The 24,627-nt window shown below is 63.0% G+C and carries 22 protein-coding genes; 12 read left to right on the top strand and 10 right to left on the bottom strand.

What is annotated here, in order from left to right; translation table 11 throughout:
• Positions 1 to 102 precede the first annotated feature (102 nt).
• From Q7P63_02120 to Q7P63_02080, 9 genes are all read left to right on the top strand, one after another.
• Positions 103 to 1,482, top strand: coding sequence for a hypothetical protein (locus Q7P63_02120; protein ID MDP0498872.1), 1,380 nt, complete (start codon positions 103 to 105; stop codon positions 1,480 to 1,482).
• 102 nt (positions 1,483 to 1,584) lie between these two features.
• Positions 1,585 to 2,898: a hypothetical protein gene (locus Q7P63_02115; GenBank protein ID MDP0498871.1), complete on the top strand. Its 1,314-nt coding sequence runs from the start codon at positions 1,585 to 1,587 to the stop codon at positions 2,896 to 2,898.
• A 359-nt stretch (positions 2,899 to 3,257) separates the two neighbouring features.
• Positions 3,258 to 4,277 carry a hypothetical protein gene (locus Q7P63_02110; GenBank protein ID MDP0498870.1) on the top strand — a complete coding sequence of 340 codons (1,020 nt, stop codon included), beginning with the start codon at positions 3,258 to 3,260 and terminating at the stop codon, positions 4,275 to 4,277.
• A 271-nt stretch (positions 4,278 to 4,548) separates the two neighbouring features.
• The gene (locus tag Q7P63_02105) at positions 4,549 to 6,750 is read left to right on the top strand and encodes a ribonucleoside triphosphate reductase (GenBank protein ID MDP0498869.1); all 2,202 of its coding nucleotides are present in this window, start codon (positions 4,549 to 4,551) and stop codon (positions 6,748 to 6,750) included.
• Positions 6,751 to 6,955: 205 nt separating this feature from the next.
• Positions 6,956 to 7,579 (top strand): LysE family translocator, encoded by a 624-nt coding sequence (locus tag Q7P63_02100; GenBank protein ID MDP0498868.1) that lies wholly within the window; start codon positions 6,956 to 6,958, stop codon positions 7,577 to 7,579.
• A gap of 25 nt (positions 7,580 to 7,604) precedes the next feature.
• Complete coding sequence (locus tag Q7P63_02095) at positions 7,605 to 8,303, top strand: sulfite exporter TauE/SafE family protein (protein MDP0498867.1); 699 nt, start codon at positions 7,605 to 7,607, stop codon at positions 8,301 to 8,303.
• Positions 8,304 to 8,327: 24 nt separating this feature from the next.
• Complete coding sequence (locus tag Q7P63_02090; protein ID MDP0498866.1) at positions 8,328 to 10,793, top strand: heavy metal translocating P-type ATPase metal-binding domain-containing protein; 2,466 nt, start codon at positions 8,328 to 8,330, stop codon at positions 10,791 to 10,793.
• Between the two features lie 54 nt (positions 10,794 to 10,847).
• Positions 10,848 to 11,162 carry a hypothetical protein gene (locus Q7P63_02085; GenBank protein ID MDP0498865.1) on the top strand — a complete coding sequence of 105 codons (315 nt, stop codon included), beginning with the start codon at positions 10,848 to 10,850 and terminating at the stop codon, positions 11,160 to 11,162.
• Positions 11,163 to 11,240: 78 nt separating this feature from the next.
• Positions 11,241 to 11,444, top strand: a complete 204-nt coding sequence (locus Q7P63_02080; protein MDP0498864.1) for a hypothetical protein — start codon at positions 11,241 to 11,243, stop codon at positions 11,442 to 11,444.
• Between the two features lie 12 nt (positions 11,445 to 11,456).
• Here Q7P63_02080 and trpS read toward each other — a convergent pair whose 3' ends face one another.
• From trpS to Q7P63_02060, 4 genes are read right to left on the bottom strand one after another with little or no spacing between them, the layout of a single operon-like run.
• A complete protein-coding gene (gene trpS / locus Q7P63_02075) occupies positions 11,457 to 12,470 on the bottom strand; it encodes a tryptophan--tRNA ligase (GenBank protein ID MDP0498863.1) in 1,014 nt (337 codons plus the stop codon).
• A gap of 58 nt (positions 12,471 to 12,528) precedes the next feature.
• Entirely contained in the window at positions 12,529 to 13,614 is a 1,086-nt protein-coding gene (locus Q7P63_02070) for a GDSL-type esterase/lipase family protein (protein ID MDP0498862.1), read from the bottom strand.
• Between the two features lie 32 nt (positions 13,615 to 13,646).
• The gene (locus Q7P63_02065) at positions 13,647 to 14,054 is read right to left on the bottom strand and encodes a biopolymer transporter ExbD (protein MDP0498861.1); all 408 of its coding nucleotides are present in this window, start codon (positions 14,052 to 14,054) and stop codon (positions 13,647 to 13,649) included.
• Positions 14,051 to 14,638, bottom strand: a complete 588-nt coding sequence (locus Q7P63_02060; protein MDP0498860.1) for a MotA/TolQ/ExbB proton channel family protein — start codon at positions 14,636 to 14,638, stop codon at positions 14,051 to 14,053. Before Q7P63_02060 ends, Q7P63_02065 begins: the two co-directional genes overlap by 4 nt.
• Positions 14,639 to 14,739: 101 nt before the next feature.
• On the opposite strand from Q7P63_02060, the gene scpB reads away from it, so the two are divergent.
• Entirely contained in the window at positions 14,740 to 15,450 is a 711-nt protein-coding gene (gene scpB / locus Q7P63_02055; GenBank protein MDP0498859.1) for an SMC-Scp complex subunit ScpB, read from the top strand.
• A gap of 227 nt (positions 15,451 to 15,677) precedes the next feature.
• Here scpB and Q7P63_02050 read toward each other — a convergent pair whose 3' ends face one another.
• Together Q7P63_02050 and Q7P63_02045 are read right to left on the bottom strand one after the other, a co-directional pair.
• Positions 15,678 to 16,697, bottom strand: coding sequence for an ABC transporter substrate-binding protein (locus Q7P63_02050; protein MDP0498858.1), 1,020 nt, complete (start codon positions 16,695 to 16,697; stop codon positions 15,678 to 15,680).
• Positions 16,698 to 16,811: 114 nt separating this feature from the next.
• Complete coding sequence (locus tag Q7P63_02045) at positions 16,812 to 17,486, bottom strand: PEP-CTERM sorting domain-containing protein (GenBank protein ID MDP0498857.1); 675 nt, start codon at positions 17,484 to 17,486, stop codon at positions 16,812 to 16,814.
• Positions 17,487 to 17,561: 75 nt separating this feature from the next.
• Here Q7P63_02045 and Q7P63_02040 point away from each other — a divergent pair, with 75 nt between their 5' ends.
• A complete protein-coding gene (locus Q7P63_02040) occupies positions 17,562 to 19,517 on the top strand; it encodes a TonB-dependent receptor (GenBank protein ID MDP0498856.1) in 1,956 nt (651 codons plus the stop codon).
• Position 19,518: 1 nt separating this feature from the next.
• Positions 19,519 to 20,541, top strand: a complete 1,023-nt coding sequence (locus Q7P63_02035; GenBank protein ID MDP0498855.1) for a PEP-CTERM sorting domain-containing protein — start codon at positions 19,519 to 19,521, stop codon at positions 20,539 to 20,541.
• Between the two features lie 11 nt (positions 20,542 to 20,552).
• Here Q7P63_02035 and Q7P63_02030 read toward each other — a convergent pair whose 3' ends face one another.
• From Q7P63_02030 to Q7P63_02015, 4 genes are all read right to left on the bottom strand, one after another.
• The gene (locus Q7P63_02030) at positions 20,553 to 21,086 is read right to left on the bottom strand and encodes a gamma carbonic anhydrase family protein (GenBank protein MDP0498854.1); all 534 of its coding nucleotides are present in this window, start codon (positions 21,084 to 21,086) and stop codon (positions 20,553 to 20,555) included.
• A 51-nt stretch (positions 21,087 to 21,137) separates the two neighbouring features.
• Complete coding sequence (locus tag Q7P63_02025) at positions 21,138 to 22,031, bottom strand: aldose 1-epimerase family protein (GenBank protein MDP0498853.1); 894 nt, start codon at positions 22,029 to 22,031, stop codon at positions 21,138 to 21,140.
• Between the two features lie 70 nt (positions 22,032 to 22,101).
• The gene (locus Q7P63_02020) at positions 22,102 to 22,380 is read right to left on the bottom strand and encodes a hypothetical protein (protein MDP0498852.1); all 279 of its coding nucleotides are present in this window, start codon (positions 22,378 to 22,380) and stop codon (positions 22,102 to 22,104) included.
• A 281-nt stretch (positions 22,381 to 22,661) separates the two neighbouring features.
• A complete protein-coding gene (locus Q7P63_02015; GenBank protein MDP0498851.1) occupies positions 22,662 to 24,614 on the bottom strand; it encodes a M48 family metallopeptidase in 1,953 nt (650 codons plus the stop codon).
• Positions 24,615 to 24,627: the final 13 nt, after the last annotated feature.

Raw genomic sequence — 24,627 nt, 5'->3', positions numbered from 1 at the left:
GCAACCCGCCGCAAGCATTTCCCCACGGTCGCTAGGCTCCAACGCCTGCGACCGTGAGTTTTTGTACTGGCGTTGTTAAGGTAGAGGCTTCAGGTATTAAAAATGCACCTACCGTCCTGCTGCCGCTGGTTCTCGCTCCTCGCCCTTGCAACTGCCGCACCGCCTGCGTGGGCGATGACGTTTGAGGTTGTTGAAATCCCCATTATCCGCTCAGAGCTACCGGATGTCGGATGGATTCGATATCCAGAGAATCAACTGAAAGCCATCAGTGCTGACAGTAGCATCATGTATGGGATTGCTTACACAAATATGCAGGCCGAGCCCGGCAAGCTGTTCAGCATCACCGCCGGAGGAGAAGTCACCATCTACGAGGTCCCTGTTTATGATATTCTGGCCATAAGCGGCGATGGAAAGACGCTCATTTTCAATAGCACAGATGAGCGTGAATATCTGATCTGGACAGCATCCACCGGTGCAGTCGACTTGAAAGAGCACTTAGGAGTCACCCAAGGCGAAAGCCTTGGAACCTCCTTCTCGATGAACGAAGACGGCACGGTCATCACCGGCAGCGAGGTCACTGTTCCGTATCGCAGCTTCTATTGGTCGGCCGAAGCCGGGATGAAAATATTTGAAGATGAGATCGAGCTGGCAGCCGTGAGCGCCGATGGCAAAACAGCGGTCGGCACAAGATACACTCGCCAAAACACCGAGTCCCCTGAGGGGGACTATGGAATGATAACCTCGCGCCAAGCCTTTCGGTGGACAGAGGAAAATGGCTTCGAGGCCATTCCTTTTATGCCGACAGAAGAAGACCCGGAAGCGGGCTACAGAACCAAAAGTAGTGCGACAGGAGTCAGCCCGGATGGGCGCACCGTCCACGGGTTTGGCAGTTTCGGCCCCCCTACGCCCTGGGGCACTTCCACCGCTTTTGTCTGGAAAGGAGAAGGGATTCCGACTCCGCTGGAGAACTATCTGGATGCTCCCCAGACGAAAGGCGCGTATGGAGCAGCGGGGGGAGGTGTTGTCATGATTCACGCCGAGGATAGTCCTTTCATCATCGACGCTGAAAAAGGGAAGCGCTACATCAGCGAGCTAGTGGAAGAAAGCGGCTTTGATGCAGAAGACTTAACCCTCGAAGAGATCACCGGTATCAGTCGCGATGGCTCCACGATTATCGGTAGAGGATCGACATTCAAGGAAAGCACGTTGGAAACCACCCACATCGGCTGGATCATCCGCGACTACCCGGTGCCGGTCGTGCAACCAGCGATTGAAATGGTGCCGCTCGACGAAGACACGATATGCCTGATCTGGTCGCCGCAACCGGGTGTGCGCCACGTGCTGCAGGTGCACAACCCCGACGGCACCTGGACCGATCTGGCGACCCACGACGCTTCTTCGACCGAGATCGGCCCCTACACCTACGAGGTAGCCGTCGAAGACGCCGCCCGCTACTACCGCGTCGTAGCCACGAAGCTGTAAGCAAGCCCCTCGCCTCCTTTCCCCACGGTCGTCAGGCTCCAACGCCTGCGACCGTGAGTTTTTGTACTGGCGTTATTAAGGTAGAGGCTTCAGGTATTGGTGATGCACCTACCGTCCTGCTGCCGCTGGTTCTCGCTCCTCACGCTGGTTACCGCCGCCTCGCCTGCCTGGGCGATGACGTTTGAAGTTTTTGAGTCACCGCTTGTGGAAAGCGCGACAATTCAAAAAATGAACTCAAACGGAACGATCTTCTACGGATACGCCACCGAAGGAGACGATGCCGAACCCAGGCTTTTGATATTTCAAGAGGGAGGAACTACCCTACTGAAGGATTTTTTCTGCATGAGTGTCGAAGCGGTAAGTGGGGATGGCTCCAGCATCATCTTTTACGGTGAAAATTTCGAGCGGTTCTTTTGGACGGAAGAAGAAGAACCGATCTCCTTAAAGGAGAAAATTGGCCTGGAAGCAGAAATTGATATCAGCTCTGCCACGTTGAACGAAGACGGTAGCGTCATTGTAGGCACCATTTCTCAGACTAAGTGGGAGGCCGGGAGTTATTGGACCACGATCAACGGATTTCGATGGACAGTAACCCACGGGCTGGAGTTATTCGCGGATCACACGAAAATAACAGCGGTGAGCGCTGACGGAGCGACGGTGGCCGGAAATTTCTATCCGATAGCTGGCAGCATCACCAGCCACGCCTTCAGGTGGAGCGAAGCTGGAGGTATGGAACGCATTCCTGCCTTCCCTGTCGTGGAAGATGCCGCTGAAGACCATTTTGAATCGAACTGGGCCACAGACATCAGCCCCGACGGGTTGGTCGTCTATGGCACCAGCCGAAAAGGCACCGCTACTTTCTGGGGCACCAATGTTGTCTTTTCCTGGAGTAAGGCCGCCGGGCTATCTCAGCTTGATGAGGTCACCAACTACACTCCCTCGACCTTGGCTGAAGCTGGCGCTGCAGGAGGCGTTGTACATACTAGCAGCGCAGTAATCGATGCTCAAACCGGCAAGACCGGCATCTGGGAAGTCATCGCAGCAGCGGGTGGCACGGGAGAAGTAAGGGGCCTCGAGATCCTGCATATTAGCCGCGACGGCTCAGTCCTCATCGGCAACGGACAGTTATATGTGGATAATGAGCCAAAAGAGTGGGTTAGCTGGATCATCCGCGACTACCCGGTGCCGGTCGTGCAACCAGCGATTGAAATGGTGCCGCTCGACGACGAGACAATGCGCCTGGTCTGGTCGCCGCAACCGGGTGTGCGCCACGTGCTGCAGGTGCACAACCCCGACGGCTCCTGGACCGATCTGGCGACCCACGACGCCTCATCGACCGAGATCGGCCCCTACACCTACGAGGTAGCCGTCGAAGACGCCGCCCGCTACTACCGCGTCGTAGCCACGAAGCTGTAAGCAAGCCCCTTGCCTCCTTTCCCCACGGTCGTCAGGCTCCAACGCCTGCGACCGTGAGTTTTTGTACTGGCGTTATTGAATGCATAACCCCACAAACAGGCATGACTGCTAAATGTCGTCGCCTGGTGGGGCTCGCCACGCTCATCGGATTAACTGTTCCTGGTGTAGCAAGAGACTTCACCTTCGCTGTTTTGCCAGAGAACTGGAAATGGACCGCTGGAGCCAGTGCAGATGGTGATACCGTCTGGGGCACCGCCTGGTTTCCCGATGCCACCACCGGTAACGACGTGGGAAGAGCCTCTCAATGGACCCCAGAAAAGGGTGTGGAGTCGATTGCAGCGCCTGAAGGATATACTTACATGCGCTTTGATGTCGTCAGCGATGCAGGGACGGCCTGGATAGTCGCGGCGCGCAAAACATATCTAGATGATGAGGCCTTCTTCTATTGGACGGAAGCTACTGGATACGTGCGGATGGACATTCAGGATAACCTGATCACCACCAACTTTGAAATCAGCGACGATGGCAAAACGATCCTCCACACGACCAAACCCGGATTGCCATCCTCCAATGGCCGCTACTACTACAGCATCTATAAGCTGAACGAAGCAGGGGGCTGGGATGTCTTTGCTCCCAACTCCGTCGCCCACAGCGTCAACCACGACGGGAGCAACATCATATTCTCCGCCGACTTCGGGGAGCATACTCGCTACGAATGGAAAAAGGGCATGTACCGCGAAGTGCCTGAATGGGTGTGGCGGAGTGTGACGCGAGATATTACCGCGATCGACCTCGGAGACCATCTACCGCACTGGGTTTTTGCGGGCGAGGAAGAGCCGCGGCCATTCTCTGGATTTCGTGGACGCATCGCCACCAACCAAGGTAGCCATGGTATCATCAACATGAGCGCCTCCAGTGCTCGCGCAGCAATCGTTATTGGCAATGCGCTCACACACACGGGCGCGCAGGTGCCCGTCATCTGGGAGAACGGCAAGATCCTGAACCTGCTCAACGAGGTGGAAGACCACGAGGGCCTCGACTACATCTCCAACTTTCATGTCCACAATACGAGCTTAGATGGTAGCACTATTTGGGGATCCCTCTGGCAAGACGGTGCCTATCGCCCCTGGGTCATCTACGACTACACCTTCCCTGTCCTGATGCCCGATCTCGAAGCGGCGGTGCTGAACGAGACGACCCTGCGCCTCAGTTGGCATGCCCAACCCAGCGTGCGCCACGTACTGCAAGGGCGCAACATCGACGGCACCTGGACGGATCTCGAGACGATTGACCACTCCGCAACCGAAGCGAGCCTCTACCAGCGCGACGTCAGCCTCAACAGTTACGGCTACTACCGCATCGTGGCTTCACGACTTTAGCCAGCACGCCACCCTCCTCCTCTTTCCGAGCGCCGCGCACTCCTGCCTGGCGCTTTTTTGTGCCCGGAGATGGAGACCTGTCACGGCTGCTAATCGACAGGTTCAGTGCTGCTGAAAGCATCGGCGGAGAAGCGCTTTATCCTTTTTGGAGGAAGAGCGGGTACTATATGTTGTGGTCGTTCACCCTGATGGACACTAAATGTAGGCAATACGCCTGGTTGTTCACATTTTGGGGCTTACGCCTCCCCTTCCTCCAAAAACACCTTTTGTCATGCTCGACCTTTCCCCGAATACCCACCTCCAAGCCTATCTGGCCAGCAAGACCGGCCTCTTCTCGCAGGTCAAGAAACGTGACGGACGGATCGCACCGTTCGACACCCGCAAGATCACCGCTTCCATCGCCAAGGCGGGCGCTGCGACCGGCGAATTCGGCGAAGACATGGCCCTGCGCCTCGCCGTGCGCGTGGTCGAACACGCCTTGACGATCCTCACTGTCGACGTGCCGACGGTCGAGCAGATCCAGGACATGTGCGAAGAGGTGCTGCTGGCCTCGCCCTTCCGCGCCACCGCCCGCGCCTTCATCGTCTACCGCGAGCAGCACGCCCGCCTGCGCGAGATCCAGCAGGCGGCCGACGTGGATAAGGTCGACCAATACCTGAGCCGTCTCGACTGGGAGGTGAAGGAAAACAGCAACATGAGCTTCTCTCTGCAAGGGCTCAACCACTACCTCTCCAGCAGCCTCAGCAAGAGCTACTGGCTGCGCAAGGTCTACAGCAGCGAGGTGCGCGACGCCCACGAGCACGGCGATTTCCACATCCACGACCTCAACCTGATCAGCGTTTACTGCGTGGGCTGGGACCTCTTCGACCTGCTCAAGGAGGGCTTCCGCGGCGTTTCGGGCAAGCTGGAGAGCCGCCCGGCCAAGCACTTCCGCGCCGCGCTGGGCCAAGTGGTCAACTTCTTCTACACGTTGCAGGGCGAGGCCGCCGGCGCGCAGGCCTTCAGCAGCTTCGACACGCTCCTCGCCCCCTATATCCGCTACGACAAGCTGAGCGATGCGGAGCTGAAGCAGGCCCTGCAGGAGTTCATGTTCAACGTCAACGTGCCGACGCGGGTGGGCTTCCAGACGCCGTTTACCAACGTGACGCTCGACCTCAAGTGCCCGTCGCACTACCGCGACCACCCCGTGATCCGCGGCGGCGAGCTGCAGCCCGAGACCTACGGCGAGTTCCAGGCCGAGATGGACCGCTTCAACAAGGCGCTCTTCGAGCTGTATGCCGATGGCGACGCCCGGGGCCGCATCCTCACCTTCCCCATCCCCACGATCAACCTGACGAAGGACTTCGACTGGGACAACCCGGAGCACGACCCGCTGTGGGAGATGACGGCCAAGTATGGCGTGCCTTACTTCAGCAACTTCATCAACAGCGACATGGATCCAGAGGACGCGCGCAGCATGTGCTGCCGTCTGCGGATCGACAACACGCAGCTCGACAAGCGCGGCGGCGGCCTGTTCGGTGCTCACCCGCTGACGGGTTCTGTGGGCGTCGTGACGATCAACATGCCGCGCCTCGGCCACCTCGCCACCAACGAGCAGGACTTCTACGCCCGCCTCGCCCGCCTGATGGACCTCGCCCGCGACAGCCTCGAAGTGAAGCGCAAGCTGCTCGAACGCCTGACCGACGGCGGCCTGTACCCCTACACCACCTTCTACCTCCGCGACATCAAGGAGCGGCGCGGCACGTATTGGGCCAACCACTTCAGCACCATCGGCCTGCTGGGCATGAACGAGGCCTGCGCCAACCTCTTCGGCGAAGACATCGGCACCGAACGCGGCCAGGCCTTTGCCCGCGATGTGCTCGACTTCATGCGCGAACGGCTGGTGAGCTACCAGCAGGAAACCGGGCACCTCTACAACCTCGAGGCCACCCCCGGGGAGTCCACGACCTACCGTTTCGCCCAGGCCGACCGCGACCGCTTCCCCGATATCCAATTTGCCAACGACAAGGCCGTGCGCGAGCTGGGAGCCGAGCCCTTCTACACCAACAGCACGCACCTCCCGGTCAACTACACCGAAGACATCTTCGAGGCGCTGGACAAGCAGGACGACCTCCAGACCCGCTACACCGGCGGCACCGTGCTCCACCTCTTCCTCGGCGAGCGTATCCGCGACCTCACGATCACCAAGCGCCTGATCCGTCGTGTGGCCGAGAGCTACCACCTGCCGTATTTCTCGCTCACCCCCACCTTCAGCGTCTGCGCCGAGCACGGCTACCTGAACGGCGAGCACGCCAACTGCCCGCACTGCGGTCGCCAGGCTGAGATCTACAGCCGCGTGGTCGGCTACCTGCGCCCGGTCGAGCAATGGAACGCCGGCAAGCAAGCCGAGTTCGACGTGCGCCGCGAATACGAAGTGCGCGAAAAGAGCGCCTCGGCCAAAGCCGCCAAGGAAGCACAGCAAGCGGTCGGTTGAGGCCGCGGGTCTAGGTAATAGTTTGAATGAGGGCGTCCCCGTTTTGACAAAGCGGGGCGCTTTTCTTTTTACCAGAAAAGACAGAAGAGGCAGAAAAAGAGGTGAGCTGCCCCCTTCCTTCTCTGTCTTCTCTGCCTTTTCTGATTAATCCGACTCCCGCTGTGGAAAACTTGCTCTGTGCAGCCTGATAGCCATACTAGTCTGTATGGATGGAGGGACTTACCTGCTGTTTTGCGGGGGAAGCCTGTTGTTGATCGCCTCTCCGGGGCCAGACTTCCTCTACGTGAGCGGACGCGCGCTGTCGCAGGGCGTGCGGGCGGGGCTGTGGTCGGCGCTCGGCCTCTGGCTGGGCCTGCTCGTCCACACCACGGCGGCTGTCGTCGGGCTGACCGCCCTGTTGCAGACTTCGGCGCTCGCCTTTGCGGTGGTGAAGTACGCGGGCGCGGCCTACCTGCTGTATCTCGCGGTGATGGCCTTCAAACGCGGCGGCGCCCTCGATTTTTCCGGCGAATCCCCTGCCCTCTCGACTGGGCGGCTGGTGCGACAGGCTTTTTTGACCAACGTCCTTAATCCCAAGGTGGGGCTGACGTTTCTGGCCTTTATGCCGCAATTCATCCCGCAGGACGGCCTCGACCATACGGGGTTGATCGGTTTCCTCGGCTTCACGTTGGGTACGCTCGCGCTGGGCTGGTTCAGCTTGGTTTCGATTCTGGCGGCGCAACTGCGGGCAGCGTTCGAGCGTTTCCCCAAGATGAAAGACGGGCTGCGCTACGCCACCGGCTCGCTCTTTACTGTCTTTGGACTGCGGCTGCTGGCCTTCGACCGCTAGCGCCCATTTTTCCCGCCTGATCGCCTTGGATATTGCCAGCATCACCGGCCCCGGTGCCGCCTTTACCGCCGGCCTCGTCACCAGCCTGCACTGCGCGGGCATGTGCGGGCCGCTGGCGTGCTTCATCGCTCCCCGCCCGGGTGAAGCGGCCAGCTTTGCCGCCAGCGCAGGCGTCTACCAGGCGGCGCGGCTGACGAGCTACACCCTGCTCGGGGTGGTCGGAGGTATTCTCGGCATGACCGCGCTCGGGTGGTTCGAGACCTGGGGCCAGCCGGTCGCGCGCTTCTTCCCTTGGGCCATGGCGCTGTTCTTCCTCGTGGTAGCCTTGCGGATCGACCAATGGCTGCCCAAGCCGCAAGGCCCCGCGCGCTACCTGCACCGGCAGACGGGCAAATTTCTGCGCATGCCGCGTCCGCTGGCCAGTGCGCTGCTCGGCTTTTGCACGCCCCTGCTGCCCTGCGGGCCGCTCTACCTGCTGCTGTGGCTTTCCATCATGACGCAAGACCCCGTCTCGGGCGCGGAGCTGATGCTCGCCTTTGGGCTGGGCACCTTGCCGCTGCTCTGGCTGGTGCAGGCGGGCTACGTGCGCTGGAGCGGTCGACTCAAGCCCTCGACGCTCGGCCTTTGGCAGCGCGGCCTGGCGGCGGTGGTTGCAGCGGTGCTCATTTTCCGCATCGTCCACTTCGAGACGATGAACCAGAACGGCCTCTTCTGCGGTTCCTGACCGGCAAGGGGCCACCGTTCCCCCATGCCTTCCGCCACGACCAAAGTCTGCGCCCACTGCGGCACGCCATTTGAAGCGCGTGCGAGCCAGGAGAGCGAATATTGCTGCAACGGCTGCGCCTACGTGGCGCGCATGATCGCCTCCAGCGGGTTCGACCAATACTACGACCTGCGCGACCGCATCATCTCGCCAGTCAAACCTGCCGCCCTGCAGAAACGTGATTACCGCTGGCTGGCGCAACTGCAGGCCGACGCCGAAGCACAGCAGGCCAAGCCCAGCGCCACGACCGATCTCGACCTGACGGGCATCTCCTGCGTGGGCTGCGTGTGGCTGATTGAGCGCGTGGTGAGCCAGCAGGAGGGTATCCAGCGGGTGGAGGTAAACGCGCAACTGGGCCAGGTGCGCATCCAGTGGCAAAGCGAGCGGCTCGACCGGCTGGCGCTGGGCGACACCGACGATTCGCCGACGACCGTGCTGACGCGGGCGGCGGAGGCGCTCCAGCAATTCGGCTACCTGCTCCAACCGCCGGGCAAGCGCGAGACGGGCGAGAGCCAGCGTCTGCTGGGCCGCGTAGGCATCACGGGCGCGGCGGCGATGAATGCCATGCTCTTTACGCTGCCCCGCTACCTGGGCATGCCCGACGACTTTGAGCTGGCGGGGCTGTTCGGCCTCTTCACGCTGCTGAGCGCGACCATCGCCCTGCTGGCGGGCGGCACCTATTTTATCGACCGCGCGGTGCGGGCCCTGCGCATCGGCGCGCTGCATATCGACTTTCCCATCGCGCTCGGCATCACACTGGCCTACGCGGGCTCGCTCTTCGGCTATTTTTACGGACACGAGACTTACGCCTATTTTGACTTTGTCGCCATCTTCACCTTCCTCATGCTCGGGGGCCGCTGGCTGCAGGAGCGCGCGGTGGAGCGCAACCGCTTTGCGCTGCGGCAGTCGCGCCTCCAACCCACGACGGCCCGGGTGGTCGGCAGCACGGGCGGCGTTTCGGATCAGGCCATCGAAACGCTCAAGCCGGGGCAGGTAGTGCGTTGCGGTCCGGGCGATCTCGTGCCGGTGCGCAGCCGTCTTTCCGACCAGTCGCCCGCCGCCGAGTTGAGCCTGGAATGGATCAACGGCGAGGCCGAACCGGTGCGCTTCCAGCCGGGCCAGGTGGTGCCGGCGGGCGCAATCAACGTCAGCCGCCAACCGTTTGACCTGACGGCGGAGGAGACGTGGGAGGAGTCGCTGCTGCGCCGCCTGACGACCATTGAGCCGCGCCAGCTCCGCCACGTGCAACTGGAGGCGATCCTGCGCTACTACCTCGTGGCGGTGCTGATCATTGGCGTGATCGGCTCCCTGACCTGGGGCCTCAGCACGGGCAACTGGCTCGTCGCGGGCCAAGTGGCGCTGAGTGTGCTGGTGGTGAGTTGCCCCTGCGCGCTGGGGGTCGCCTACCCGCTGGCGCAAGAGCAGAGCGTGGCCCAACTGCGCCGCGCCGGCGTCTATGTGAAGGAGGCCGATCTCTTCCACCGCCTGCGCCACCTCAAGCGCATCGTCTTTGACAAAACGGGCACCCTGACCCTCGAAACGCCCGACCTCGCCCACCCGGAGGTGCTCCACGCGCTGGGCGAGGCGGAGCGCGCCGCCCTCTGGCGACTGGTCGAAGACGGCCTGCACCCGATCTCGCGCGCGCTGCGAGAGTCGCTGTTGGCGCTGGGCCAATCGCCGGTGCGCAAGAAGGCCGCGCTCCACGGCAACCCCGACAATGCCAGCGTTTCGCCCGTGCAGGAAGCGGTGGGCTTTGGCGTCACGGTGTTGATCGACGGCCACCGCTACGCGCTCGGTCGCCCCATGTGGGCGGCAGCCGCCAGCCAGGGCGAGCTGGACCGGATCGCGGGCAACGACATCAACGGCAATTTTGACTGCGCCCTCGCCCGAGATGGCGAACTGCTCGCGCAATTGAAGTTTGTCGAGACGGTGCGGGAAGACGCGGTCCCCGCCGTCGCGTCGCTCCAAAAACGCGGACTGCAGCTGCACATCCTCAGCGGCGACCGCGAGGAAAAGGTCTCCGCGATGGCCCGCCACCTCGGCCTGCCCGCCGAAGCCGCACTAGGCCGCCTCACCCCCGAGCAAAAGGCCGAATGGGTGCAGCAGCACGACCCGGCGCTCACGCTTTTTATCGGCGACGGGGCCAACGACAGCCTCGCCTTCGACGCGGCGGCAGTGCGCGGCACCCCGGTGGTCGACCGGGGCCTGCTCGAAGCCAAAGCCGACTTTTACTTCCTCGGCCGCAACCTCGGGGGCCTGCTCACGCTGCTCGACATCGAGCACCGCCGCCGCCGCGCCGTGCAAGCCGTCTTCGCCTTCGCCGTCTGCTACAACCTCGTCGCCATCGCCCTCTGCCTCGCCGCCCTCATGAACCCCTTGTTAGCCGCCATTCTCATGCCGCTGAGTTCGCTGGTCACCATCGGGATCGTGTCGTGGCGGATGCGGGGGTGAGGGAGATGAGGGGAAATACCTTGCGTTCAATAAATAGCGCCGCTAGAAATAGGCATGAACTATTTGAAAGACTTCAGATTGTGGCTGGATGAGGCTAGAATTTCGCCCAACGACAAGGATGCAGTCTATGCGCTTTTTAAATGTGTAGAGAGTGGCCAAAACGTAGGGGCATATTCATTAATCCCGATCGGATCTGACGATTGGGCACTGCAGAGCGAAACCACGCCTTACCTTCTTTTCCTCGGATCAGACAACGGACGTTATGATTTATTAGGCTATATAATCGACACCTTTTGCGACGGTAAAGACATAGAAACGTGGAAATCCGAACCGCCTCAGCAAACCTATAGCATGGACATGGACATATAACCGACTCTCTGTACCCTCCCTCCACAAACCGGCACACGTTATGCATCAATTGGGGTCACACTCAACCAAGGCTACCCCATGTTTGGACTCGAATTCATCCCCATTATTCTCCTGATCGCCCTTGTCTTCCTCGTCGTGTTGATCCGGCCATGGAAGAAGAAGGAGCGGGTTGGGCACAAGCCGCCGCGCGCCAACGAGACGGTGCTCTCCAAGGAAGAAAAGCACCACGAGCGCCAGACCAATGCCCCGCCGCTCGATGAGAGTGGCCAGGTGAAGAGCTAGAACCCCAACGCTTTAGCGCGGGCGTTCGACAAAGCCTGCCTTGCGGGAAACCTTGCTCAGGACTTTGTAGGCGCGCTTCTGGGCGGCGTCGGCGCCGGCTTTCATCACACCTTCGAGGTATTTCTTGTCCTCGGAGATGGCTTTGTAGCGCTCTTGAATGGGCGTGAGCAGGTCGACCACCGATTCGGCGACGGCTTCCTTGAAGGCCCCGTATTGGCTGCCCGCGAATGCCGCCTCCAGCTCTTCGATCGAGCGGCCGGTGGAGGCGCTCATGATGTGCAAGAGGTTGGTGATGCCGGGCTTCTCGTCATCCGCACGCACTTCGCTGCCGCTGTCGGTCACGGCGCTCTTGATCTTCTTGCGGATGATGTTGGGCTCGTCGAGCAGGTAGAGCACGCCCCCTTGATTGGGGTCGCTCTTCGACATCTTGCGCGTCGGGTCTTGCAGGCTCTTGATGCGGGCGGCGTGCTTGGGGATGTTGAGCGAGGGCACCTTGAAGGTGTCGCTGTAGGTGGCGTTGAACTTGATCGCGAGGTCGCGGGTCAGCTCTACGTGCTGGCGCTGGTCTTCGCCCACGGGCACGACATCGGCGTTGTAGAGCAGGATGTCGGCGGCCATCAGCACGGGGTAATAGAGCAGGCCGCTGCCGATGAAGACGCCCTCATCTGCACGGGCCGACTTGTCCTTGTATTGCGTCATGCGCTCCAATTGGCCGAGCGGGCAGAGGCAGCCGAGGATCCAAGCCAGCTCGGTGTGGCCGATGACGTGGCTTTGCAGGAACAGATTGCACTTCTCGGGCTCGAGGCCGCAGGCGATGTAGAGCGCGAGCGTCTTGTAGCAGCTCTGGCGCAGCTCGGCCGGCACGTAGGGCATGGTGATCGCGTGCTGGTCCACGATGCCAAAATAGCATTCGTGGCTGTCGAGGAAGCTCGTCCAGTTGCGCACCGCGCCGAAGTAGTTGCCCAGGTGCAATTGCCCCGTGGGCTGCGCGCATGTCAAAACGACCGGTTGTTCCGCACTGCTCATCCACCCAAAAGACAACGAACGCGCGCGGTTTGGCCAGCCGAATTTGCAGCGATCTCGCCTACTCTGCCCACCCGAGCCAAGGACCGAGGTCGGCCGCGAGTTCACGTGCCATCTGATAGTGCTGGGGTGCGATGGGATGGGCGTCGAGTTCCGTGCCGGGGTAGTAGTGGACCGAGTGCCAGCGGACCTGCTGGTTGCCCTCTTGCTCGAAGTGCGCCACGACGGCCTGCAGGTGGCTTTCGAGGACTTGCTTCTTGTGCCCGTCAGCCTCGTCGGCGGGGTTTTGCATGGGGCTGGAAATGAGCAGCACCTTGGCCTCCGGGTAGACTGCGAGGATACGCTCCACCAGCGCGATATAGGCGGGCACGTAGCGATCAGCCTCGATCACGCCAGGGTTGAAGTCGTTCTGGCCGATGCAGATGGTGACGACGTCGGGCACGTAGGCGGCATGGTCCCAACGGCTATCCGCCGTATCGGGCAGGCTGCGCTCAAAGAGCTGCGCGAGCGTTACCGCGTCTTCGTTACCCTGCCAATCGCGGATGAGCCCCTTGCCGCCGTAGCTGATCAGGTTCACCTGCGCGTGGAGGAGCTTTGCGAGCTGCCAGCCGTAGGCCGCTTCGGCGTTGGTGCTGTGGAAGCCCTCGCGCACATACGGCCCGTAGTATTCCGAGAAATAGCCGCAGGTGATCGAGTCGCCCAGGCACATGAGCTTGCGCGCGGGCAACGGCGCGGGCTCTAGCCATTGTACGCTCTCCGCCGCCACAAACTCCTGCCAGCGCACCACGCCATGCCAGGGCTCATTGCGGCGCACGAGGCGCACGTCGTAGGCCTCGCGCGGGTCGAGGCGGTCGGCGATGGGGTAGTCTTTGGGCTCCGCGCCCGTCACCTCGATCATCGGCAGCTCGACGCCGTTGACGTAGACGTTGAAGAATCCCTGCCCTTGTCCGCCGACCATCGAGGCGCGAAAGGCGATGCGCTGCACCCCCGTGAAGCGCGCATCGACGGCGACGCCAGGAAAGCCCATCAGCGTATCGCCTTCGGGGGTCGTCTGGACGCGGCCGAGGGTGCGACCGTGAGGTTGAGCGAGCAACAGGACCGGGGCAAGGCAAAGCAGCCCCAGCAGCGTGGAGGTCAGTTTCTTCATCGGGGTAAGGAGTGGGTTCGTAAAGGGGCGCGCTAGCGGCTCTGCAGGCTGAGGTTGCGCAGGCCGAGCTTGCCGCACATGTCCATCACCTTGGTCAGGTCTTTGGTGCGGCTGTCTTCGTCGGCCAGCACGAGCACCTTGCGGTTGGGGTCGTCGTTGGCCATCACGCGCAGGAAGTTGCGCAGCTCCTCTTCGGCAATCGCCTCGCCGCTGAGCGCAAAGCTGCCGTCGGGGAAGACACCGATCTCGATCGGGCGCTGCTCCATGTCGCTCTGCCCGGCGGTCTCAATCTGCGGCAGCGTCAGCTTCAGGGCCGTAAGGTTACGGAACTGCATGAACATGAGGAAGAAGAAGATCAGCACCACCAGCACGTCGACGAGCGGCACGATGTTGATCTCCGGCTTCCGGCGCGGGCGCGGGGGGATGATGCTCTCGCTCATACCTTGGCGGGCTGCTTTTGCTCCTGCTCGCGCTTGAGGGCGACTAGGCGCTCGACGCCGACGCCGAGCATGGCGGAAAAGGTGTCGATCCGGCGCTGGAGGTAGCCATTGGCGGCGAGGGCCGGGATCGCGATGCTGAGGCCGAGCATGGTGGTCGTCAGCGCCAACGCCACGCCTTCGACGAAGGCCTTGGAGTCCGGCAGGCCCGATTCGGCGTCGATCTGCCCGAAGACGTTGACGAGCCCCGTCACGGTGCCGAGCAGGCCGATGAGCGGCGCGGCGGCAATGATCACCTCCACGATGAAGAGGCCGCGCTCCATCCGCGTCACCTGCAGGCGCGCGACCGCCTTGAGTTGGTCGGAGTCGAACTCGGCCTGGTGAAAGGCGGTCACGATGCGGCCCATCACGGTATGATCCCCTGCCGCCGGGACTTCTCCGCGCATGAAGGCGTCCTGGTAATGCTTGGGGATGACGCGGGGCGTGCGCAGCGCGATCAGCCGCTCAATGATAATGACCATGGCCAGCACCGAGCAGAGGAGCAGCGGCCAGGCAAACACACCGGCATCTTCGAACAATTGATACATCTGTTTGTGGAGACGGGTTACAGGCCGAAATCGTTCAACGCGAGTGCGAAATGGAATCGGCTTTGCCTCGCGCGCACACTGTTGTAGAACAAGTCGCTTCCATGTTCGACCTGAAAAAGACGTTGCTCGCCCTTCTCTTCTCCAGCTCGGAGCCGCTGACGATTCGCCAGATCCAGAACGTCGTCCAGCGCTTCCACGAGCAGGCGGAGGCCGATACCTCGGAAGCGAACGACGAGATTGCCGAGCCGCCCGCCGACGCCGGGCAGGGCGTGCTGCAGAGCCTGCTCGACCAGGTGCCTTCGCTGCTCACGGCAGCCCAGATCCGCGAAGCCATGCGTGGCATCACGGTCGAACTGGAGCAAAAACAGGAGCCTTGGCGCCTCGTGGAAGGCGTCGAAGGCTACAAGCTGGCCATCGCCCCCGAACATGCCGACTGGGTGCGCCTGCTGCGCAACGAGCCCCGCCCGAAGCGCCTCTCCGCCGCGCAGATGGAGACAGTGGCCATCGTCGCCTATCGCCAGCCGGTTACGCGAGCCGAAATCGAAGCCATCCGCGGCGTCTCCAGCGACAACGCGCTCAATCGCCTGATGGACCGCGCGCTGATCGAGATCAAGGGCCGCGCCGACCTCCCGGGTCGACCGATCCAATACGGCACCACCAAGGGCTTTCTCGACTTCATCGGCCTGCGCAGCCTCGACGAGCTGCCCGCCAGCGACGTGCTCTCACCCCAGCAGATCAACGACTGGATCCGCCGTGCCACCGAGCCCGAACCCGGCCCCACCCAACAGGATTTGGGATTTGGGGACCAGTAAGGGGCGCTGGCATTCAGGTGCAGACGAATCTCCTGACGCGATGTGGAGTGCGGGGCGCTCCGCGCCGATCTGATTTCACGAGTGGGCTGCCTTACTCTGAGATCATCCCTTACCTCGGAACATACAATACGACCTCGCTTGAGCGCTCCGCCATGGCTAGCCGCCTCCCATCCATCATCCAGATCTGCGCGGAGCGCAGCACTCCAGAGCACGCCCCCTCCACCCGCTCAACGAAACGCTTCGGGCCAGATGGCGCGGGCGAGGGACTCGTAGGCCTCGACCATGCGGGGGCCGGGGATTGAAAACGGGTCGGGCGCGACGAGCACCACGCGGCTGTTGCGCACGGCAGGCATTTGCGACCACACCGGGTGGGCGGCCAGTTGGCCAAGGCGTTCGCGCAGCACGCGCTTTTCCTCCGGCGTGCGGCCGTCTTGCACCACGATGACTTCCGGGCGGGCGGCGAGCAGGCCTTCGAGGCCGAGAGTGCCCCACCCGCTCTTGCTTTCGCCTGCGATATTGTGGGCGTGGCTCGATTCCAAGAGGTCGCCGATCCAGGTATTCTGGCCGGGGGAAACGCCCGGCAGCAGGTTGTCTTCGATGCCGTAGAGCACGATGGCGCGGCGCTCGGGCTGGTCGCGCACCGTCTCCACGCGTTGCTCGACCGCGTTGTGCCGCTCTTCCAGCTCGCGCACGAGCTTGAGGCCGTTGCCCGGCACGCCGAGGGCGAGGGCGATCTGCTTGATATCGCCGATCACGTCTTCATACGAGTCGTGCCGGAAGGCAACCGCGACCGTGCGGGGCGGGTCCTGCAACTGTTCGTAAACGGTGGTGGGCGTAAGGTCGGAGCCCAGCACGATGTCGGACTGCAGCCCCATGATCAGCTCGAGGTTGGGGGTATCGAGGCTGCCGACGGTGGCGCCCCGGTCGCGCAGCTCCTTGGCCTCCAGCGGGTAGGTGTCGAAATCCGTGACCGCCATGATGTGGTCGCCCATCCCCATGGCGTAGACGATCTCGGTGACGCTCGGGGCGAGGGAAATGTAGTGGCGCGGCTGGCGACGCAGCGTGATCTCGCGGCCCAGATCGTCGGTAAAGGTGTAAGGGAACGAGCCTTCCGCCGCCGTCTGGTCGCGCCAAGGGTGCTCCTTGCCGTCGGGCTTGATCAGCGGATATGCCAGCGTGAGCATGGCGGTGCCGAGGGCAAAACCGATCAGGAAGACGGTCGTTTTTTCCTTCTTGGAAAGGGGCATCAAACAAGCGTGTAAAGCGCAGGCGGGTGCGCCAAGCGCAAAGAAACGAAAAGGGCGACCGATCCACTCGGCCGCCCTCCTCATTCACAAGTTTTCCTCACAAAATGCGCACCTTTAGGCGCGGCGGCGACGCCAGAAGACGAAACCGCAGGCGGCCAGGCCGAGCAGCGCGGCGTAGGTCGAAGGCTCGGGCACCGGAGCTACCGGGGCGTCGGCCGACCAGCCGGGCGCAGCGGCCCAGGTGAAGCCGCTCCAGCTGCCATCGGTCAGCTCAAATGTACCCGCACCGATCATCGCCTCTTCCCAGTTGTCGTTGAGGTAAGGCTCGGCCATGGAGGTGAAAAAGGCGAAGAAGCCGTTGGTGAACCAGCCGGCAGCAAAGGAGTCGTCGAGGTCGTTCGACACCAGGCCGTCGGCATCCGCCGAACCTGCCAGCCCCATGCCGTCGGTGAACGTCACGGAGGGAGTCACCGAGAAGCCGTCGCCATCGCGGTCGTAGCCCATGCCCACGACGGTGTCGTCGTAGTCGGTGCTTTCGATGACGCTGAAGCGGCTGTCGGCGGCGGCCACGGCGGCGACCATGTCGAAGGCGGTGGCGGTACCGTCATAGCGGAAGCCCCACGCCACCGAGCCTTGGCCGTCGTTCCAGTCGACCACCAGCGCGGAAGTCTGGCTGCCGGTGCCGACCCAGTTGGAGATGTCGTCGAGGCCGAAGAATTGGGCCGAAATGGCCTGCGTGCCAGCGAACAGAAATGCCGCCAGCAGAGAGAAGGTTGATTTCAAGTTCATAGTCAGTATACCAAAATGGCAGTCACATGCCAAAACGCTTGCCATCAGGCCTGGGAGCAAGACAAAAATCTCTAATTGAACAAATTCCTACCAGCACTTCCCCTAATAACCGCATCCATCCTCTGGGGGCAGGGTGAGGAGCCGGTGGCGTTGCCTGCCGTTACCACCACGGCCTGGCATTTCCCGGTCGAAGTGGGTGCCGTACCCGCCTCGATCGACGTGATCGGCGGGGATGCGCTCGATCCTTCCCGCGCGCTGACGGTAGTCGACCTGCTGCGGCAGGAGGCCAACCTGCAGTTCCGCTCCTACAGCGGCTCGCCCTTGCAGGCCGAGATCAACCTGCGGGGCTTCGGCTCGGTCGGCACGCAACGGGCGCTGGTACTCGTCGACGGCATCCCGATGAACCCGCCCGACATCGGCGGCATCAACTGGCTGGAGATCCCGCCCGTCTTGATCGAGCAGGTGGAGGTGATTCGCGGCTCGCAGACGACTCTCTACGGCAACCACGCGGTCGGCGGCGTGATCAAGATTACTACCCGCGAGGCCCCCACCGCCCCGTTTTTCCGCACCACACTGGCCGGGGGCAACCTTGGCTACCGCGACGCTCAACTGGCCGCCGGCAGTCGCCTCGGAGGCGGCTGGAGCGCGTTTGCCGCCGCCCAGCATTATGAGGAGGACGGCTACCGCCAGCACAGCGCCCAGGAGGCCGACTCTGCCCACTTTTCCCTCGGCTACCGCCCGCAAAACGCCCGCTGGCACGCCAGTGGCAAAGTGACATGGGTCGACAGCTACAGCGAGATGCCCGGCCCGTTGACGACCGAATGGTATCACCGCGACCCGCAGACCAGCCGGGGCGGCCGCACGTCGTCTCACGAGACCTACCTCGCCACGCAGGGCAGTTGGACGCTGGAGACGGAAGACTGGGCGGTGGAAGTACCGGCCGGCTACACGCACCGCTACGTGCGGCCCGACCTCGACGGCATCTTCACCGAAGACACCTACCACATCGCCCACGCCGCCCCTCGCGTGCAGCGGGCCGACGCCAGCGGCGAGAGCTCCGCCGGGCTCGACCTGACCCGCACGGGCCTCAAGATCGACGACTTTCAGGACCGTTCGCGCGAGGTGTTGATCGGTAAGGCCGACGTCTCGCTCTCGACCGCCGCCCTTTACCTCCACCGCCGCCAGGAGCTGAGCGAGCGGTGGCAGATCAGCGGCGGCGTGCGGGGCGAGCTGGCGCGCTACGATTACGACCTCGTCACCTACGACCCCTTTTCGCCGGACTACAGCCGAGGAGTTTACCGCGAGGCCACGCGCGACCTCGATGGCTGGTCGGCCAACCTCGGCCTCGTCTGGCAGCCAAGTGTGAACTTCCGCCAATGGCTGCGGGTCGACCGGCTCTACCGCTACCCAGCCATCGACGAGGCTTTCTCCTACCGCGGCTTCCCGGACTTCGATAGCCAGCTGGAGCCGGAAGAGGGTTACAACGTGGAGCTGGGCGGCGAGTGGCGGCAGGAGTCGCTGACCTTGCGGCTCAACGCCTTTGCGCAGTGGATGGAGGGCGAGATCGACTTCAACGGCAACGAAAACGTCAACCTGGCCGACGTGCGCCGCCTGGGGCTCGAAACCAGTGCCCGCTGGCAGGCCGACCGCTGGAGCCTGCAGCTCGACCACACCTGGATCGACGCCCGCTTCACCAGTGGCCCGTTTGAGGGCAACGACCGCTTTCTCGTGCCTGCGCATCAAGTGACGCTGGGCGGCGAGGTGGAGGTGATCGAGACCGTCACGCTCGGCGTCGGCTATCGCTACACCAGCAGCGCCTACGAAGGCGACGACTTCCGCAATATCCAGCCGCGCCTTCCTGCCGCCGCCGTGGTCGATGCCCGCGTGCGTTGGCAGCCGCGGCAGGCCCTGAGCGTCTACTGCGCCGCTGAGAACCTTTTCGACAACCGCTACGCCACCGTCAAATACAGCGGCGCCTGGTATCCCGCCCCCGGTATCCGCTGGCGGACCGGCGCCCAATACTCTTTCTAGCATGAAGCACCTCCGCCTCTCCGCCACCTTGCTCGGCCTGACCGCCGCCGCCTCACTCTACGCCTACGGCCCTTATCCCCGCCAGGCTCCCGGCCTGCGCGACTGGGAGGGCACGCCCACCACCGCCATCCCCGGCACGGCCGAAAACTTTGCTGGCTGGGCTTCGAGCATCGTGACGCTCAACTACGGCACCGACGTGTCGGAGATCTGGAAAACCCCGGCGCGCGCCCTCGGCCCCTCCGTCGGGCCGGCACCCGCCGAAGATCCTTACCACGACGGCGACCCCGAGACCCGCACCGGCGGCGTCTACGACATCCTCTGCATCGGGCGCGGCGGCGAAGTCGTGCTGGGCTTCGATGAGGCCTTCCGCGACGGCGAGGGCTGGGACCTGGCGGTGTTCGAAAACTCCTTCAACGACGAGATGCTGGAGCTGGCCTACGTCGAGGTCTCCAGCGACGGCGTGAACTTCGTCCGCTTCCCCAGCGACTCGCTGACCGCCTCGACGGTCGGAGCCTTTGGCCGCCTCGACGCCCGCGACGTGGACGGCTTGGCGGGCAAATACCGCATCGGCTACGGCACGCCTTTCGACCTCGCCGACTTGCGCGGCCTGCCGGGCAGCGAGCATCTGGACTTCGAGGCCATCCGCTACGTCAAGATCGTGGACGTGGTAGGCGACGGCAACTCGCTCGACAGCGATGGCGACCCGATCTACGACCCCTACCCGGTCTCGGCCTCGGCGGGCTTCGATCTGGAAGCGGTGGGCTACATCCACCCTGCCCTGCCCGTGCCGCCCGCTGCGCCGGAAGTGACTTTCGCCCTCGCCAGCGCCACTACGGCACAGCTTACCTGGCAGGCAGAAGCGGGAGTGGCCTACACCATCCAAGCTTGGAGCGGCGAAAGCTGGGCCGACGTGGAAACGGTCCCCGCCAACGCGGAAACGACGCCGGTCAGCCGCACCGTCGCCCTGCCGACCAGCACCGAAGCGGCCTTCTTCCGCGTCCTGGGCAGCTGGAGCGCGGAGTAAGGCCAGCTTTTTTACCCGCGCTTTTGCTGCTGGGCTTTGTGGGCCTTGGCCACTTCCACGTATTTGCGGGAGAGGTCGAGGCCTTGATTGTGGTCGGGGTCGAGGGTGCGCACGACTTTGGCTGGCAGGCCGACGACGAGCGAATACGGCGGCACGATCGTGCCCTTGGTGACCAGCGCGCCTGCCCCGACGATAGAGCCTTTGCCGATCACCGCCCCGTCGAGCACCGTGGCCCGCATGCCGATGAGGCACTCGTCCTCGATCGTGCAGGCGTGGATCATGGCCGCGTGGCCAATGGTGACGTAGCGGCCGATCTTGACCCCGTAGTCGTCGGCGAGGTGGACGATGGTGCCGTCCTGGATGTTGGACCCTTCCCCGACTTCAATCGAGTGGATGTCGCCGCGCAGCACACATTGCGGCCAGACGGAGGCGTGGGGCCCGATCTTGACGCAGCCCATCAGCTCGGCGCTGTCGGCAATATAGGCGGTCGGATCGACCTCCGGAGTTTGGGTCAGGTAGGTGGCAAGGCGCTCTTGCACGGTCATACAAGCAGTCTGGCGCGCCAAAACGCGAATGTCCACCCCCAGTCGCGCGGCTTACTCCATCAGCCCGTCGCGCACGCAAATGCTGTAGGCGGTGCGAAAGGCTTCGCCCGACTCGAGTCGGAGGATGCCGGGCTTGCGTGTCAGGTCCTGGTCGTGGTCTTCCGGATCGGAATGGCCAAACCAGGGCTCGATGCAGACAAAGGGAGCGCCGGCGGGCTGCCAGATGCCGAGATCGGGCGCGCCACCGAGGTCCACTTCCAGGTACTGCGTGGCCATCTCGCAGCAGATCTGCACGCGGCGAGAGTGGATGCCCTTCAGCACGAGGGCATCGCGCTCGAACATCGGGTGGTTGAGGCGCAGCCTGCGGTCTTCCACCGGCAGCGGCTCGGGGGTCGTCGAGAGCAGCCCGTCTTCGGTCAGCGGGTAGCGTGCCCAGACTTCGTCTTCGCTGAAGACGATGTTGTGGTCCTCGAATTCACAATCGGGGATCCAGGGCACGTTGAGCGCGGGGTGCGAGCCGAGGGAAAAATACATGTCGCTCTGGCCGATGTTGCGCACCTTGTAGCGGATGTGGAGGCCGTCCATCTCCAGCTGATACGTCGCCACGAGTTGCCAGTCGAAGGGGTAGCTGAAGCGCGTCTCCGCATCGCTGTTCAGGCGGAAGCGGGCCCGTACGGGCAGCTCTTCAATCAACTCCCACTCGCGGGTGCGGGCGAGGCCATGCCGGGGCATCTCGTAGCTGACGCCGCGGTAGGTGTAGCGGTTGTCTTTGAGCGACCCCACGATGGGGAACAGGATGGGCGCGTGCTTGGCCCACCATTCGACATCACCTTGCCAAATGTGTTCGGTTTGCGTCTGGCGATCGTAGAGGGAGCATATTTCCGCTCCCTGGGCCGAAATCTTGGCCGTGAACCGCTGATTCTGGAGAGTTACCAAAGATCCCATGGGCAATCAAAGGGAGTAATATACGAACTCCTCTTCATGGATTCAAGGCTGTAGACTACCTGAAGACGCTCTAGGTGGCCTTCCGCCGCGCCCGCTCGGCCTCGCGCATCTCTTCCAGCATGGTATCGAGCTTGAAGCGCTTGCAGCTGCAGAAGGGGCAGAGCTGGCTGTGGTAGCGCAGCGCCAGACGCTCCTTCAGGCTGAGGTCGCGCGCGATCCCCGTCTCCACGATCTGGAGGGCGGAGTGACAGTTCGGCAGCAGGTTTTCGCAGACTTTTTCCATCAGGGGGTGCCGTTGGCCGGGGTCACGTGTCGGGCTCGCCTTCATGCCTGTGAGCAGATCGACCACACGTCAAGTGGCAAGGCACCCTCAACCGAGCGGTCGGAAACGCCGTGCCGACGGCGGGAGAATCTCTTTCCATACCTCTCAAACGCCCCAGGATTCAACTCATTCAAAAAAAAATGAACAAAATCTACTCCTTTTCCGTTACGTTCCTTGACTTTGCTGGGCGGATTCCCCAAGATCGTATTCCTACTCTTCAAGAGAGTTTATAGAGGATCCAACCTGAAGCGTTTGTAGTTTTTAGAGCCTAGAAATCCCTCGGAAGCGACCGGGGGATTTCTTTTTGCCTACTGCACGATGACAGGGGGCATCGGCACTCCCAGCCCGATGGCCAGCGCACGAAACAGCTCGGCCTCTTCGGCCGTAATTTGCGCATCCTGCTGAATTGCTCGCCCACAGGCCTGCAAGAAGGCGCTCTTCATCGGGGGTGAACAGGGCCGCAGGCTTTCCAGGTCGCTCGTCAGCTCATCTGTCTTCGCCTCCCCGGCTGGCACGTACTGGAGGTATTTCGCGAGGTAGAGCCCTTGCAGGGCCTGCCGGAACGCCGCCGAGCGATCGCCCGACTGATCGAGCTCAACAATGCGGCTCAATACGCGCGACATCGCTCCCGCCACCGGCGGCACCTCCGTCTGGATGGGCGGAGTGGCGGTATTTCGCTCCAATCGGCGCAAGGCGATCGTGAGGATGCACCACTCGCGCAAATCGACCCTCCGGTCCACTTGCGCCAGATGTTGCAGCTCTTCGCGAAGGCTTTCCGCATCGGCCATCGAAGCTTGCCGCAGGGCATTGCTCGCCAGCTCCAGCAACGGCAGGTGGGCAGAGCGCGGCAACTCGTCGACCAGTTGCACGACTTCGTTGAGCTGAAATTTGTGATCTGGATAGCGCTGCAACAACCAGTTCAGTTGCCGCTCCCGCTGCCCACCGAACTCACGGTCGACCATCAGGCCCAGCAAGGCAAAGCGGGAAAGCTGCGGATCTTCGCCCACGCTGCGGAGCCCACGGGGCAAAGTCTGGCGCAGGCGGCGGGCATATTCGAGGCTCGTGCTCTGGATCGCGCCAGCCATCATCACCATCTGCGCGGGGTTGAGCGGCTCACCTTGCGGAGGAATGGGCGGAGGCTTGGTGGCCTCGCGGCGCGTTTCTTCGGGGCGCGAAAATTTGCCGTCCCAGCCCGGGTCGACGCGCAGGATGCGCTCTTTCAGCGGCGGGTGGGTCGCCATCAGGCCCAGCCACTGGGTGTTGAGCGCGTTGGCGAAAAAGAGGTGCGCCATGGCCGAGGCCTTGGGCTCAGTCAGCTTGCCGCGCTGGCTCCAGCCGCCGATCTTCTTCAGCGCGCCGGCAAGGCCTTCGGGGTTGCGCGTAAACTGCACGGCGGAAGCATCGGCGAGGAATTCGCGCTGGCGCGAGATCGCCGCCTGGATCAGGTGTCCGAAAAAGGTGCCGATCTGCCCCAGCACATAGACGCCCACCGCCACGACGACCAGCACGAGGATAAACGCCCCCGCGTTGCCGTTGCCCTCCCCTTTGCGGCGGGTCGAATATGTAGCCGGGTAGGCCGCGCGTGGCCCGCCAAACATGCCGCGCAACAGACCACCCGCCAGGATCGCCAGGGCCATGATGCCAAAGAGCATGCCACCGATGCGGATATTGAGCCGCATGTCTCCATTGAGGATGTGACTGAACTCGTGGCCGATCACGCCCTGCAGCTCGTCGCGCGTGAGGCTGTCGAGCGTGCCCTGCGTCACCGCTACGGCGGCGTTTTCGATCGTGGTGCCAGCGGCAAAGGCGTTGATCGCCGCCTCGTTTTCCAGCACGTAGACTTCGGGCACTGGGACGCCCGCGGCGAGGGCCATTTCTTCCACCACGTTGAGCAGGCGCCGCTCGGCCGGTTGCCGCGTGGTTTCATCGACCTTGCGCCCGCCGAGGCTGCGCGCGACCGCTCCCCCACCCTGGTTGTATTCCTCCAGCTTGGACCACGCCGCGATCACGATGATCAGCACGGTGATGCCGGAGACCACGCCGAAGCGCGGCCAGCTCCACCAGGCCCCGGCGGGCAAGGAAGAGCGCTCTTCGTTGAGCGTGAGCAGGAAAACCCAGCCGCCGGTGACGAGCAGGTTGACGCCGAGCACGATCAACGCGACCGCCAGTGCGAAATACAGGAGCAGCCAGCCCGACTTGCGGTGCGCCTGCTCCTGCGCGCCAAAAAAGTCGAGGGTGCCGTCGGTGGAAGGCTGCGCCATGGAAAGAGGAAGC

It is taken from the genome of Verrucomicrobiota bacterium JB022, from assembly GCA_030673845.1.
Classification (GTDB): domain Bacteria; phylum Verrucomicrobiota; class Verrucomicrobiia; order Opitutales; family Oceanipulchritudinaceae; genus WOUP01.
This window is presented reverse-complemented; position numbering and strand designations above follow the sequence as displayed.

What these genes read in the sequence shown, in the direction of transcription:
- Q7P63_02015 (MDP0498851.1), bottom strand. Translation starts at nt 24,614, where the DNA reads ATGGCGCAGCCTTCCACCGACGGCACCCTCGACTTTTTTGGCGCGCAG.
- Q7P63_02025 (MDP0498853.1), bottom strand. Translation starts at nt 22,031, where the DNA reads ATGGGATCTTTGGTAACTCTCCAGAATCAGCGGTTCACGGCCAAGATT.
- Q7P63_02085 (MDP0498865.1), top strand. Translation starts at nt 10,848, where the DNA reads ATGAACTATTTGAAAGACTTCAGATTGTGGCTGGATGAGGCTAGAATT.
- trpS (MDP0498863.1), bottom strand. Translation starts at nt 12,470, where the DNA reads ATGAGCAGTGCGGAACAACCGGTCGTTTTGACATGCGCGCAGCCCACG.
- Q7P63_02090 (MDP0498866.1), top strand. Translation starts at nt 8,328, where the DNA reads ATGCCTTCCGCCACGACCAAAGTCTGCGCCCACTGCGGCACGCCATTT.
- Q7P63_02100 (MDP0498868.1), top strand. Translation starts at nt 6,956, where the DNA reads ATGGATGGAGGGACTTACCTGCTGTTTTGCGGGGGAAGCCTGTTGTTG.
- Q7P63_02110 (MDP0498870.1), top strand. Translation starts at nt 3,258, where the DNA reads ATGCGCTTTGATGTCGTCAGCGATGCAGGGACGGCCTGGATAGTCGCG.
- Q7P63_02060 (MDP0498860.1), bottom strand. Translation starts at nt 14,638, where the DNA reads ATGTATCAATTGTTCGAAGATGCCGGTGTGTTTGCCTGGCCGCTGCTC.
- Q7P63_02050 (MDP0498858.1), bottom strand. Translation starts at nt 16,697, where the DNA reads ATGCCCCTTTCCAAGAAGGAAAAAACGACCGTCTTCCTGATCGGTTTT.
- Q7P63_02070 (MDP0498862.1), bottom strand. Translation starts at nt 13,614, where the DNA reads ATGAAGAAACTGACCTCCACGCTGCTGGGGCTGCTTTGCCTTGCCCCG.
- scpB (MDP0498859.1), top strand. Translation starts at nt 14,740, where the DNA reads ATGTTCGACCTGAAAAAGACGTTGCTCGCCCTTCTCTTCTCCAGCTCG.
- Q7P63_02105 (MDP0498869.1), top strand. Translation starts at nt 4,549, where the DNA reads ATGCTCGACCTTTCCCCGAATACCCACCTCCAAGCCTATCTGGCCAGC.
- Q7P63_02065 (MDP0498861.1), bottom strand. Translation starts at nt 14,054, where the DNA reads ATGAGCGAGAGCATCATCCCCCCGCGCCCGCGCCGGAAGCCGGAGATC.
- Q7P63_02035 (MDP0498855.1), top strand. Translation starts at nt 19,519, where the DNA reads ATGAAGCACCTCCGCCTCTCCGCCACCTTGCTCGGCCTGACCGCCGCC.
- Q7P63_02115 (MDP0498871.1), top strand. Translation starts at nt 1,585, where the DNA reads ATGCACCTACCGTCCTGCTGCCGCTGGTTCTCGCTCCTCACGCTGGTT.
- Q7P63_02080 (MDP0498864.1), top strand. Translation starts at nt 11,241, where the DNA reads ATGTTTGGACTCGAATTCATCCCCATTATTCTCCTGATCGCCCTTGTC.
- Q7P63_02120 (MDP0498872.1), top strand. Translation starts at nt 103, where the DNA reads ATGCACCTACCGTCCTGCTGCCGCTGGTTCTCGCTCCTCGCCCTTGCA.
- Q7P63_02045 (MDP0498857.1), bottom strand. Translation starts at nt 17,486, where the DNA reads ATGAACTTGAAATCAACCTTCTCTCTGCTGGCGGCATTTCTGTTCGCT.
- Q7P63_02030 (MDP0498854.1), bottom strand. Translation starts at nt 21,086, where the DNA reads ATGACCGTGCAAGAGCGCCTTGCCACCTACCTGACCCAAACTCCGGAG.